The sequence below is a fragment of the Pseudoalteromonas sp. ESRF-bin5 genome (assembly GCF_002632075.1).
Taxonomy (GTDB): domain Bacteria; phylum Pseudomonadota; class Gammaproteobacteria; order Enterobacterales; family Alteromonadaceae; genus Pseudoalteromonas; species Pseudoalteromonas marina.
Genome location: NZ_NTLW01000294.1, coordinates 1 through 14,299, shown reverse-complemented (window position 1 = coordinate 14,299; position 14,299 = coordinate 1). Strand labels below are relative to the sequence as shown.

Annotated in this window: 8 protein-coding genes and 2 pseudogenes; 9 read left to right on the top strand and 1 reads right to left on the bottom strand. The window is 40.6% G+C overall.

Annotated elements, in window-relative coordinates:
* From BCG07_RS18215 to BCG07_RS18200, 4 genes are all read left to right on the top strand, one after another.
* Nucleotides 1-878 (top strand): alpha/beta hydrolase family protein (locus tag BCG07_RS18215; protein WP_286891412.1); only part of this gene is annotated, 878 nt, incomplete at its 5' end.
* Nucleotides 879-1,017: 139 nt separating this feature from the next.
* Nucleotides 1,018-2,670, top strand: a complete 1,653-nt coding sequence (locus BCG07_RS18210; RefSeq protein ID WP_243533891.1) for an RluA family pseudouridine synthase — start codon at nt 1,018-1,020, stop codon at nt 2,668-2,670.
* 284 nt (nt 2,671-2,954) lie between these two features.
* A complete protein-coding gene (locus BCG07_RS18205) occupies nt 2,955-4,874 on the top strand; it encodes a tetratricopeptide repeat-containing diguanylate cyclase (RefSeq protein ID WP_286891409.1) in 1,920 nt (639 codons plus the stop codon).
* Nucleotides 4,875-5,122: 248 nt separating this feature from the next.
* Nucleotides 5,123-5,548: a hemerythrin domain-containing protein gene (locus BCG07_RS18200; RefSeq protein ID WP_286891407.1), complete on the top strand. Its 426-nt coding sequence runs from the start codon at nt 5,123-5,125 to the stop codon at nt 5,546-5,548.
* 85 nt (nt 5,549-5,633) lie between these two features.
* Here the strand turns inward: BCG07_RS18200 and BCG07_RS18195 are convergent.
* A pseudogene (locus tag BCG07_RS18195) lies at nt 5,634-5,957 on the bottom strand (hypothetical protein); the annotation flags it as partial.
* A 586-nt stretch (nt 5,958-6,543) separates the two neighbouring features.
* Between BCG07_RS18195 and BCG07_RS18190 the strand changes: the two are divergent.
* From BCG07_RS18190 to BCG07_RS18170, 5 genes and pseudogenes are all read left to right on the top strand, one after another.
* Nucleotides 6,544-8,897, top strand: a pseudogene (locus BCG07_RS18190) (TonB-dependent receptor).
* Between the two features lie 191 nt (nt 8,898-9,088).
* Nucleotides 9,089-11,242, top strand: a complete 2,154-nt coding sequence (locus tag BCG07_RS18185) for a dihydrolipoyl dehydrogenase family protein (RefSeq protein WP_286891405.1) — start codon at nt 9,089-9,091, stop codon at nt 11,240-11,242.
* Between the two features lies 1 nt (nt 11,243).
* Nucleotides 11,244-12,050, top strand: a complete 807-nt coding sequence (locus tag BCG07_RS18180; RefSeq protein WP_286891403.1) for a DUF547 domain-containing protein — start codon at nt 11,244-11,246, stop codon at nt 12,048-12,050.
* On the top strand, nt 12,037-13,314 hold the full coding sequence (locus BCG07_RS18175; protein WP_286891402.1) for an ABC transporter substrate-binding protein: 1,278 nt from the start codon (nt 12,037-12,039) through the stop codon (nt 13,312-13,314). The genes BCG07_RS18180 and BCG07_RS18175 overlap by 14 nt, the downstream gene beginning before the upstream one ends.
* Nucleotides 13,311-14,299: ABC transporter permease family protein (locus BCG07_RS18170; RefSeq protein ID WP_502694083.1), on the top strand; the 989-nt coding region annotated here is incomplete at its 3' end. The genes BCG07_RS18175 and BCG07_RS18170, both read left to right, overlap by 4 nt.

The following is a 14,299-nucleotide window of genomic DNA, read 5'->3' as shown; positions in this document are numbered from 1 at the left end:
TGAACGATAAACGTTTTGCTAAACAAGAAACGATTAAACTTAACGCGCGTGATGGCGTTGAACTAGACGGCGTACTTGTATACCCGCTCGATTACAAAAAAGGCACACGCTACCCACTTATAATGTCAGTACATGGCGGCCCAGAAAGTCACGACAAAGATGGGTGGATCACCAATTACTCTCGCCCTGGCCAAATGGGTGCTGCACGTGGGTACGCGGTATTTTATCCAAACTATCGTGGTTCTACAGGTAAAGGCGTTGATTATTCAAAGCTAGGGCAAAACGATTACGCTGGTAAAGAGTTTGACGACCTAGTGGACTTTAAAAACCATTTAGTCGACATGGGTCTAGTTGACAGCAAACGTGTTGGTATCACAGGTGGTTCTTACGGCGGTTACGCCTCTGCTTGGGGTGCAACAAAACTAACTGAACATTTTGCAGCAAGTGTTATGTTTGTGGGTGTCACTAACCAACTTTCTAAGTTTGGTACCACTGATATTTCAAACGAAATGCACTTAGTGCATGCCCGTTCATACCCGTGGGATAAATGGCAATGGTATTTAGAGCGCAGCCCAATTTACTGGGCTGGTCAGTCAGAAACACCGTTGCTTATTATGCACGGTAAAGACGATCCACGCGTGCACCCTGCACAGTCAATGGAGCTTTACCGCTACATGAAAGTACAAGGTAAAGATGTACGCCTTGTTTATTACCCGGGTGAAGGCCACGGCAACCGTAAAGTGGCAGCACAATACGACTACAGCTTACGTTTAATGCGTTGGATGGATAACTATTTAATAGAGGGTAAAAAAGACATGCCTGATTACGAAATAGACCACGCAGCAAAACTTAAAGCAGTAAAAGATGCCAATAAATAATTTGTGGTAAGTTAAAATATCAAGGCCGGCATTGTTGCTGGCCTTTTTTTATTATTTGTAGAACCAATATCCCCTAGCAAGCTCATGCTGTGATAAAATCTAAATTAATTCTTCGCCTCAATTTCATGATTCGACCGCTATGTCTAACAGCCCTTGTTTTACCCCATTTGCTCAACCTGTTTCCACTATTCCTTTACCGGAACAGTTTACTTACCCCTTTTTTTACGAGCCACACCCGTTAACTATTGCAGCAAGCGAACAATTGCAACAGCAGCTCGAAACACTGCCACATTTAAAAGCTGAAAACGCGGGTAAAATGTTTGGCGTGTTAGTGGTTAAAAATGAGCAAAACGAACTGGGCTTTTTAGCAGCCTACTCAGGGCAAGTTGACGCAAACAAGGAAAATATTAACTTTGTGCCCCCTATTTCAAGTATGCAATTAAACGATGAAAATTACTTAGCTAAAAGCAAAATAATAAATGACATAAACGCGCAAATAAACGAACTTGAAAACAGTGAGCAGCTAAAGAGCATTAGCCAATTATTAGCTACCGCCAACGAAGGATTTGAAAAAGAGCTGCAAGCGCAGCATGCTTTAATGCAAAAAAGCAGAAAAAAGCGTAAAAAACAACGCAGCGACGCTGAAAAAAAATCGAGTAAAACCAAAATTCAACAACTCAAAAAAAAGCTAGCAACACAAAGCATTGAAGAAAAAAAGCAGCTTCAGGCATTAAAGCAAAAATGGCAAACACAGCTAGTCACACTTGAACAAGCGCATAGCAAAATAAACGATGAACTTGAACATTTAAAAAAACGCCGTAAAACGCTCTCCAAAAGCTTACAAAAAATACTATTTGCTCAATATCAATTTCTTAATATTGATGGCGAAATAGAAGACCTCAATGCTATTTTTGCCAAATTACCTGAGCATACGCCGGCATCGGGGGCAGGTGACTGTGCAGCCCCTAAATTACTTCAATATGCGTTTAAACATAACTTAACACCTATAGCCATGGGTGAATTTTGGTGGGGAGCCCCGCCTAAATCTGCGGTTAGGCAGCATAAAAACTACTACCCATCTTGCTTTAGTAAGTGTCAGCCTATTTTAGGCCACATGCTAAAAGGCTTAAATGTAGAACCTAGCCCACTGTTGAATAACCCTGCACAAGGTAAAGAGCTTACTGTTGTTTACCAAGATGACGATTTGGTCATAGTGAATAAACCGGCAGAGTTTTTATCGGTCCCGGGCATTACCATAGACGACTCTGTATTCTTGCGTATGAAAACACAATTTCCAGAAGCTACAGGCCCACTTATTGTGCACCGATTGGATATGTCAACCTCAGGACTATTAATTATTGCCCTAAATAAACGGGCACATAAAGCCATTCAAAAACAATTTATTGAGCGCACAATAGAAAAGCGCTACGTTGCTTTAGTCGATGGGAATATAGAACAAGAAAGCGGTACTATAGAGTTACCCCTAACACCAGATTTTGATGATAAGCCGCGTCAAAAGGTGTGTTACCAAAAAGGAAAGCCTGCACTTACAACATGGCAAGTACTTGAGCGAAAAAACAACACAACTCGCTTGCAGCTTTACCCTAAAACAGGGCGCACACATCAACTGCGTGTGCACTGCGCACATGTATTAGGTTTAAACACCCCTATTATTGGTGATACACATTATGGTAAAAAAGCAGACCGGTTACACCTGCATGCTGAGTATCTAGCATTCACGCACCCGATTAATCGCGAGCGCTTAGAGTTTAAAATTGATGCTGATTTTTAACAGATAAATACTAAAACCACCATAAATAAGGCTGCTATCACGCTTATACTAGGATTATAGGCGTAGATATTTTTATAAAATAACTTTTATGGTAATGTAATTGGATAATTAATGGTTAACCAATACTTAATAGAGATTGAAAATGCTAGATATAAAAGTCTCTCAAGGCCACAACCTGCTTAAGTTTTTGATTACTAAAAGTATATGGATGAGGTTTAGCCAAAATTTAACTAACCCTACGTTTTTCAAAAAAGCTACACGTATCAAGTTAGTAAGGGCTTAATATGACTAATAACATGCAATTTAAAGCAAGTTACCTATCGGTGTTGGTTAAACAGCTTGTTGTTGTGTTTTTTTTATTCGCCGCCTTTCAAAGTATTGCTTATTCAAACAATTCCACTCCCCCTGAGCTCAGTCAGCAAGACGTTCGGGCGCTAATTAAAAGTGTAAGAACAGATAAACTTGATTACCTGCAAAACAAAAAACAAATCACTCAAGCTTACGAGCAAAGTAAATTAAAACAGAATGACGCTTTGCATTTAGAAGCTGCAGCCATTTATGCCGAACTGCTTTTTAGGGAAGAAAAGTACGAAAAATTAAATAAACACCTCACTGTTTACTTATCAAATCGGCAATTATCTAAACAACCTGACGTATTACTGCTATTTCTGGAGTCACAATTAAAACTGCTTAGCCTACAAAAAGAACTCCAAAAGGCAAACGATGTTGTTAATCAACTAAAAACGCGATTTTCTCAATCTACACCGGCTGAAAAAATCATTATTTTAAGAGCCTTTGCATACTTTTATACCGAAACAGATGAACTGAAAAAAACCTTGAGCGTGGCACTTGATGGATTAGAACTGGCGATGCAAAACAACGATATTGCATCGCAAGGCTATTTTTACAGGAAGATAGCCGATGCGTATAATTATTTAGAAAACAAAGAAAAAGCAATAACATACGCTAAAAAAGCGCTGATCGCATATCAGCAAACTCAAGATGGCTTATATACAGCTAAAGCTTACTGGAGCTTGGGCAATGTATTACTTGAAATAAATAAACCAAACGAATCCCTCATTTATCTAGACAAAGCACTCTCTTACTTTGAATCTGTTAACATGCAAAAAGGACTGTCTTTTGCTCAGTATTCAATTGCTAATATTTTATACAAACAAGAAAACTACGAAGATGCGCTCGCCTTAGCCACAAAAAATATTGAGGTTGCCCACCTAGCCGGAATAGGTGATATGAAACTCGCATCGATGATATTGATGCTAGATATTTATAAAAAACAAGGTTTACTTGAAAAAGCCGATAAAATGAACGATGAAGTATTTTCGATGATCGATGATTTTAGCCGCAGCATTTATAAAGCCGATTACCTTCAAAAGCGATACCAGTTAAAACGAAGTCTCAACAAAACAGACGATGCATTTGACGCAATGGAGCAAATGCTTACATTTATGAAAAAGCATTACGAAGCCACCAGCGAAACAAACATTAAAACGCTGCAAATAAAATTTGAAGTAAAAGAAAAAGAAGAAAAAATACTCCAACTAGAATACGACAAAAACATTAACGAATTACTCGCTAAAGAAGAGTATCAACAAAAAATAATTTGGCGGTTAAGCGCAACAATTGCGTTTATTTTAGTTATTGTGTCGTTATTACTTATTTATAAACAAGTACTACAACGTAAAAAATATTATAACATTGCGCTGACTGACTACTTAACTAGCAGTTTAAATCGACGCGGTATTATGCAAAAAGCGGCTCAAAAACTTAAGCAAAGCAATGCTACAATTGCCATTGTCGATCTAGATTTGTTTAAGCACATTAACGACACTTACGGCCACGATGTGGGTGACTCCGTTCTTAAAGCTTTTGCTCGTGCAGCACAAAATACACTTGCTGGTGACGACCAATTTGGCCGCTATGGTGGTGAGGAATGGTTATTTATTTTAAACACCGTTGATAAACAAAGCGTTAAAACAACGTTCGATTCTATTGCCAATACACTGATAGATATTTGTAGCGAAATAGAAGGCTTAAATAATACTGAAACCATTACGTTTAGCGCAGGTGCAGCAATTAGCTCCTCCTCTAACCGCTCACTTGAAAAACTGATCATACATGCTGATGAGCTTCTTTATAAAGCCAAACAAAGTGGCCGCAATCAGGTTAATGTTGAGCAGCCCTAGGCGTATTAAAGCTTAACAAACACATACCCCCCAAATATGTTTTTAACAAGCTAATTGTAAATAGCTGCACGTGAAGTATTAGCTCGTATTAAAAGTAAGAAATTATTTCACCCTCTCGTCTGTAAAAAATACACAAACAATCCAAAAACATAGCCTAAAACCTATAAAACCATTACTTTCAATAACTTAAAATCTGGCACTGCGTTTGCTTAATAGTTATTAAGCAACGTAATTGATTAGGATGATTTATGAATATTTTTGAAGCACTACGTAATGATCATGACAAACAACGCAAACTAGTTGACGCGCTTATTCAAACCAAGGGCGACACAAAAAAACGTCATAGCTTAATGGATGAGCTAAAAACAGAGCTAGAGGAACATGCAAAATTTGAAGAGCGCTACTTTTATAATCCATTAATTTGTGAAGATCTAACGCAAGAAAAAGCACGCCACAGTGTTGCAGAGCATCATGAAATTGATGAACTAATTGAACAACTTGAAGACACCGAAATGAGCTCATCAGCATGGTTAGCAGAAGCTAAAAAACTACACCATTTAGTGCATCATCACTTAGATGAAGAAGAACATGAAGTATTTAAACTAGCAGGTAAAGCGCTGTCTGAAGGGCAAAAAGAGCGCTTAGGCGACAAATACAACGACGCAATGCATTAATCGTAAAAGTAAGAATTCATACACCTCCCTGTGTACTTTTGGTTATAAGCTAATTGGCTTATAACCATTTTTTTGTCTGGCTGTTTTATTTAACAGTATATTTTACGTCTTGATCCCGTAATAAATAAAGTGCAAAACACGCTGCCCACATTGGCCACGCAGTAAAAAATAATAAGTTATTAAAGCCATCAATGTACTGATTGTAAGATGACAGCGTTGATAGGCCGTGCATTATAAAAATAATACCGTAAGTTATACGTTTTTTAATACCTGCTAAAAACGCTAAAACAAGTACTAGCTGCACCGCACCAATAATGTAAGCCACCATATCTGTAGAGCCACTAATCCCATAAAAATGCTCAAAAATGCGTGCGCTATGCCCCGGATTTACAAATTTATCTAGCGTCCACTAGGGCCTGTTGACCTTTGCAGATTTAAATTTGTTCAAGCTAGGGGCGATTTAATCGCGGCGCGAGGTTTGTAGCCTAGTGGGCTAAGTAAAAACCGAGCAACAAAGAGTAAATCGCCCCTAGGCAGAACCCTTCGAGCAGGGTCTGTTTGGCATTTATGCTGCGTTATCGCCTATTTATGGGGAATAACCACACTACATAGGCTCTGCCTTGCCTAAAAGCCAAACATACAGCTGCAAATTAAACCTCGAAAGATAAACAGGCCCTTTACATCACTATAAACACCACACACCGAAGCGATAATAAAGACCACTGCAAACGATTTTGTACATCAGTATTCATTGAACCTGTCATAAAATTTCCTTAAAAAAGATATAAATAAACTAATAAGCAATAAAGACCGTACAAACTCCCTTTTATTTCATAATAATTGTAAATAGCTGTTAAGCTTGTTTAATAAATCGATTACCAAAGCAGCTATTTTTAATATTTTAATAAATAACAATATTGTTAAATTGCTGAAAGTTATTTCTAAGCCTTTCGGTCTTTTATACCCATCAACATACAATTACAGAGAGAAAACGTTTGAAATATTCATACTTGGCCGTATCTATAGCCGCTTTATTAAATACACCCGCTATTGCTTTTGCTACAACAAAGCCTGTAACAGAAAATGCTATAGAGCGTATTGAAGTAGCGGGCCAAAGTTTAAATTCTCAAGGACTTTCTGTTAAAGATGCAACCATAATGGCCCCTTTGGCGATAATTTAGCACTGCAAGATATAGCACGTTCAGTCACGCCTATTTCAAGCGAACTAATAGAACAACTTAACATTACTACCTTGCAAGACGTACTTGCTGTGAGCCCTAATACGTATGCCGCCAGTGGCTTTGGCGCGCCAAGTTTACCTACTATTCGCGGTCAATTGGGTGAGCTTTTTCAAGATGGTACACGTCGTCAAGCAGGTAACAATGGGTTTGGCGTGCCGTTATCGTTCAATTCTGTCGAACAAATAGATGTAGTAAAAGGCGCACCGCCGGTTTTGTTTGGTTCAAGCCAACGCAACGGTGGGTTTGTTAACTTACCGTCAAAAGTAGCGTCAACGGACGAAAGTAAAGGCAAAGCGAGTTTATCGGCCGGTCGTTGGGACCAATACAGTGCGCAAATAGATTACACTGCGCCAATTATTAAAGACAAAGTTGGGTTTAGAGTAAGCTATGAACATCTTGACCATGGCAGCTATTACGATTATTCAGGTACTAAAAGCGACAGTTTATTTGCAGCACTACGCATTTTGCCAGACGATAAAAGCACTTGGGATATTAACTTTGAGCTATACCAAGTCGAATTTACCGACAACGCCGGTATTAACCGCCCTACCCAAGCTTTAATTGATGATGGCCTTTATATTACTGGCCAAGGCGTGCAAGCAAATGGCAGTACAGTACCGGCGGCGGGTTCGATTGTGTCGCCTACTGGGCAAGTAAACATTGATCGCAGCACTGTACTTACTGACCCTGATAACCAAAACGAAGCTACAACCTATTTAATTCACAGTATTTATAAACGTGAGCTAAGTGCAAATGCCTCACTTAAAAACATCACCTACTTTCAACATTTACAGCGTGAAGAGATTGCCCAAAATAGCTTTGTTGAAATTATTGACGGCGCCGACACGGCGCAAAATCGAACAGAACTAACGTATAGTTGGAACGACGAACAACAAACTATTTTTGCTTTTGACGTACGCTATAACAAAGTGCTTGGCTACAGCCAGTTCACCACAGAGGCCGACTTACCTATTGATTTAACTGGCCCATTATCAAATCGCCGCATTCCTTTAACAGACGCACAAAAGGCACGTTTGGTTGAGCTTCGCCCGGGTGTGTTCGTATCACCTGGTGCACAGTACGATATAGATAACGACGGCAGCGGCGACTTTAACCTATCAGACACTACTGACTCACGTTCATGGCAAACAGGTTTTGCTATTCAGCAAGACTCAGGTTGGACAGATAAACTTCATACAAGCGTAGGTTACCGGGTAGATTATTATGATGTAGAAGCACGTGATCCTATTGCACCACAAGGCCAAACTGCAGCAAGTGATAGCATTAACGACACACTTCAGTCAGGTCAGGTAAGCTTTAATTACAAACTAAATGCTGATTTCACAGGCTACGGTGCTGCAAGTTATAACGAGGCCACATCAAATAGTATGGCTGGCGGTAATGTACTGGGTGGCGGCAACGTGATTAGTGCACAAAACTTTGCAACAGAAAACACACTCGTAGAATTTGGTTTAAAATACGCCCCAACCAACAGCGACTGGTATGCCGATGGCGCTGTATTTAGTCAACGCCGCAGCTTGCGTAATCGCGATGGCAGCAATACGGGTATTCGTACCACGGGCTTTGAAAGCCAAGTATTTTACGATGCTTACCCTTATTGGCTAAGTGCGGGCTACAGCTACATAGATGCCCGCTACGATAACTCTGCAAGCAGCCAAGATTCCGCTCAAGTCGCTGATGCGTTTGATAACTCACGCCCAGACATTATTGCTGGTACGGGCGTTGGCGCGCCAAGCTTTACACCATTTGCACCGTCAAACAGTCAAGTACAAGGTATTCCAGAGCAATCGTTTAGTTTTAATGGTAATTATTCAATTACCTCGAAATGGCAAACTGGTTTTTCAGGTCTATATACAAAGAGTTACCCATTAGACTTTTTACAAACAGTTAAAATTCGTGATCAGTACACGCTAAACGTAAATACTAGCTATGCATTTACGCCTAGTACTAAGTTACGTTTAGATGTAAATAACATCACAAACCAAAAAAATTGGCGTCCTGTTTTTGAAGGCGGCTACTTTGGCGCAACCTTAGCATTCCCTGAATTGCCAATAAATGCCAAGCTGACTCTGACCCATAAGTTTTAAAATTTATGAATATTTAGCTTTAAAGGTTAAATGTACATAAATTTGCTTCTTATAAAACGAGGTAAAGCCTATGTGGTGTGGTCATCCCTCATAGGTGTTTTAAAGTAAAATTACTGCTAAACAGGCGCAGCCCAAAGGATTTACCTAGTGCAATCCAAAAAGGGTAATAGGCCCTAATTAAGAGAGAGAACATGATAAAAAAATTATTATTAATAGTGATTGCCGCCGCTGCTATTGGCGCGTTCTTTCATTTTAATTTACACCAGTTACTAACACTTGATGGCTTAAAAGGGTCAATGGATCAATTTGATCAGTACAAAGCACAGTCGCCGTTGCTTGTTATTGGCGGCTTCTTTTTGCTTTATGTGGTAGTAACGGCTCTCTCTTTACCGGGTGCGGCTATATTAACACTGGCCGCAGGTGCATTATTTGGCTTAGTTGAAGGCTTATTGGTTGCCTCGTTTGCCTCTACGGTAGGTGCTACGCTTGCCTTTTTAGTATCGCGTTATTTACTGCGCGATACAATTAAACAACGTTTTCCTGAGCGCTTAGACGCTATTGACGCAGGCGTTGAAAAAGAAGGTGGGTTTTACTTATTTACCCTTCGTTTAGTACCCGTATTCCCGTTCTTTTTAATTAACTTACTAATGGGTGTTACTGCAATTAAATCGTGGACCTTCTACTGGGTAAGTCAGGTAGGTATGCTCGCAGGTACTTTTGTATTTGTAAACGCGGGTACGCAACTTGCGCAAATCGAGAGCTTATCTGGCATTTTATCGCTCGATCTTATTTTATCATTCGCTTTATTGGGTGTGTTCCCTTTTATTGCTAAAGGAATCCTAAACGTGTTTAAAAAACGTCGCGTATACAAAAATTACACTAAACCTAAAAAGTTCGACCGTAACATGATTGTTATTGGCGCAGGTGCTGGCGGCTTAGTGACAAGCTATATTGCAGCAGCGGTTAAAGCCAAAGTAACCCTAATTGAAGCCGGCGAAATGGGCGGCGACTGTTTAAACTACGGGTGTGTACCAAGTAAAGCCGTTATTAAAAGCGCTAAAATTGCCGAGCAAATTCGCCACGGTGAACACTACGGCTTAGAAAACGCAACACCGCAGTTTTCGTTTAAAAAAGTAATGGCACGTGTACATAAAGTAATTGCCGATATAGCACCACATGATAGCGTTGAACGTTACACAAACCTTGGTGTAGATGTGGTTAAAGGCTACGGTAAATTATTAGACCCGTGGACTGTAGAAATTAAGCTTAACGATGGCGGCACACAAACATTAACAGCCCGTACTATTGTTATTGCCACTGGCGCACGCCCATTTGTACCGCCATTACCTGGTATTGAAGAAACAGGCTATGTAACAAGCGATACGTTATGGACTAAATTTGCAGAGCTTGAAGAAGCCCCTAAAAAGCTTGTTGTACTTGGCGGTGGTCCAATTGGGTGCGAACTTGCACAAAGTTTTGCTCGTTTAGGGTCAAGCGTTACGCAAATTGAGATGAGCGAACGCATCATGATCAAAGAAGACCTAGAGGTGTCTACCTTTGCTCACGAAGCGCTAACAGAAAGCGGCGTAAACATTTTAACCTCGCATCAAGCACTACGCTGTGAAGAGCGCGATGGCAAAAAGTTCATTATGGTAAAACATAACGATACCGAAATCGATATTGAATACGATGAGCTACTGTGTGCTGTGGGCCGAAGCGCTCGTCTTAAAGGTTACGGCCTTGAAGAACTTGGCATAGAAACCAACCGTACTGTAGTCACTAACGAATACCTTGAAACGCTTTACCCTAACATTTTTGCCGCTGGCGATATTGTAGGTCCGTATCAGTTTACGCATGTAGCCGCTCATCAGGGTTGGTACGCAGCTGTAAATGGCTTATTTGGTAATCTTAAAAAGTTTAAAGTCGATTACCGTGTTATTCCGTGGACTACGTTTATTGACCCAGAAGTAGCACGTGTTGGCTTAAACGAGCAAGACGCTATTGATAAAGGCATAGACTATGAAATCACTCGCTTTGAATTTGAAGAGCTAGACCGCGCCATTACCGACAGCGCCACCAAAGGCTTTATTAAAGTAATTACACCCAAGGGCAAAGACAAAATACTCGGTGTTACTGTGGTTTCTGAGCACGCTGGCGATTTAATAGCTGAGTTTGTACTAGCAATGAAACATGGTTTAGGCCTTAACAAAATACTGGGTACTATTCACAGCTACCCTACTTGGGCTGAAGGTAACAAGTACGCAGCAGGCGAGTGGAAACGCGCTCACGCACCTGAAAAAGTACTTAACATGCTTGAAAAATACCACACATGGCGCAGAGGCTAATATGTTTAAAACACCTTTAAAAGCGCTATTGGTAGGGTCTGCTTTGCTTGCAACATCGTTTGCAAGCAAAGCTCAAAATATGCACGAGGGCTGGAATACATTATTAAACAACCATGTTGTGGCTATAAACCATGGCCACAGCACTGAGGTTGATTACGCAGCAATAAAAGCTAAGCACAGCGAGCTTAAAACCTATTTAGATTCGCTATCGGCTGTTACGCAAAATGAGTTTGATACATGGGAAAAACCTAAGCAGCTGGCGTTTTTAATTAACTCATATAACGCCTTTACTGTTGAGCTTATATTAACAAAATACCCAGATTTTAAGTCAATTAAAGATTTAGGCAGCTTTTTTAGCTCACCATGGAGCAAAGAGTTTGTGCCATTGCTTGGCAAAACTCGCAGCCTTGATGATATAGAACATGGTTTAATACGTGGCAGTGGTAAATACAACGACCCACGCATTCACTTTGCTGTAAATTGCGCAAGTATTGGCTGCCCAGCACTACGTGAAGAAGCCTACACAGCCACTGATTTAGAAAGCCAATTACAAGAGCAAACAGTCCGCTTTTTATCAGACATGACCCGCAATATAGCGCAAGATAACACGCTAAGTGTGTCTTTAATATTTAAGTGGTACGGCGATGATTTTGAACAAGGCTTTAAAGGTGCGAATACGCTGCAACAGTTTTTTATGCAATACCCTAAAGCACTAAAACTGATACCCGCTCAGCAAAAAGCGCTTAAAAATAACGACATGAAAGTTAAGTTTTTAGACTACAACTGGGATTTAAATGCTCGCCAATAAATTTTGGCAAACATTATCGCGATACAGCTTTTGCTGTGTCGCGTTTTGCATTTGCCTTGTTATTAGCTTTAAAAGCCTAGCAAGTACACAATTACAAAGCCGTTGGCAGCAAGTTGAAAGCTTAGGAAAAGACCAAAGCGTATATTTTTATGCATGGGGTGGAGATGCGCAAATAAATGCGTATATTCAATGGGCCGCACAGCAAGTAAAAACCAAATACAACATTAACTTAGTACACGTTAAACTAAGTGATACCAGCGAAGCGGTAAGCCGCGTACTTGCCGAAAAAGCAGCAAACAATAACGATAAAGGCAGCGTAGATTTAATTTGGATAAACGGTGCTAACTTTGCCACCATGAGCGAGCACTCATTATTACTTAAACAATGGGCTAATAAGCTGCCTAATTTTAGCTACACCGACCCTAGCAATAATCCCGCTGTTAATTTTGATTTTGGAATACCCACCAACGGGATGGAAGCACCTTGGGGCCAAGCATCGCTCACCTTTTATTACGACAGTTTAGCAATTGACGGCACTGTAAATAACACACTACCAACAACTCTTAACCAATTACTTAGCTGGAGCGCACAAAACCCAGGGCGATTTAGCTACCCAAAGCCACCTGATTTTTTAGGCATGAGCTTTTTAAAATACGCGCTTGTTATGCTTCATCAACAAAGCGATGACACACTTAAAGCGCAGTTAAATCAGCCTGCTACAGTGCAAAACACAGCCCAAGTATTAAACCCATTATGGGGCTTTTTAAATAAACTGCACCCAACACTTTGGCGCGGCGGGAAACATTTTATGCAAAGTGGCGCACAAATGCGCCGCTTAGTAAGCGACACAGAGCTAAGTATCGCGTTTACGTTTTCAGCGCCCGAAGTACCCGCCGCCGTTAAACGTTATGATTTACCTAAAAGTATTCGCAGTTATGCAATGCAAGATGGCAGTTTAAGTAACACCCACTTTGTAGCCATACCTTATAATGCAAGCCACCAGCAAAGTGCGCAGTTAGTGGCTAATTTTTTATTAAGCCCAAAGGCGCAAGCTCAAAAACAAAAAGCGCCTATATGGGGCGATAAAAGCGTACTTATTCAGTCAACGCTAACACCACAGCAACAAGCCTTATTTAAAACAACTCAGCCGCATCCAAGCGCGCTGCCTTTGAATAGTATTAAACGCACGCTAAGTGAGCCACACCCAAGCTGGGTAAACGCTATTATGCAAGGTTGGCAAACACGTTTTGGAATAAGCCAATGAGTGTTGTTTCAAATAAGTTAGCAGCAAGCCCAACGCTTAAACCACATAAAAGCGCCGATATGTTTAGTAAATTAGTTACATTAAGCCCACGCTTTTTACTGACATTACTAATTTTGCCGGTAATAGGCGGCCTAATTAGCGTGCTACTGCCCGCTTTTGGTTATGCGCCAGTACTTGAGCAAACAACACTTGGCCTACATGGCTTTACTATGCTTATGCAAACACCCGGCCTAACACACATGGTTATGCTAAGTGTTGGCACCGGATTAATAAGTACCTTACTTGCCTTTATCATTACGTTAATGATTTTAGCGGCATTTTTTAATAGCCCGTGGCTTAACCGTATTCAGCGCTTATTGAGCCCGATACTGGTAATTCCCCACGCGGCAGCGGCTATAGCGGTTGGTTTTTTAATTGCTCCTTCGGGCATGATCTCGCGTTTAGTATCGCCTTGGTTTAGTGGATGGGAACTTGCGCCTAACGGCATGTTTCCGCATGACTCGTTTGGTATTAGTATAATTTTAGGCTTAACCCTTAAAGAACTGCCTTTTTTACTGTTAATGGCGCTAGGTGTGCTTGCCCAACCTGAGCTTGGCAAAAAACTGCGCCAACAACATAAAGTAGCGCTTAATTTAGGCTACTGCCCTATGACTGCTTTTTTTAAAGTAGTATTACCAAGCCTTTACCCATTACTGCGCCTACCCATTTTAGCCGTATTGGCTTATGCCAGCGCAAGTGTAGAAATGCCACTTATTCTAGGGCCAAATACACCACCCACCTTGGCAGTCGCTATTATGCACTGGTTTAACGATGTAGATTTAAACCTGCGTATTAAAGCCTCTGCAGGGGCATTATTGCAGCTTGTACTTACTGGTGGTTTACTAGCTCTTTGGCTTGGAGGCGAAAAAACCATAAAAGCATTATTTAGTGACTTACTCACCAATGGCGAGCGAGAATATGGCGGTGTTTATTGGCAAAAAATAAC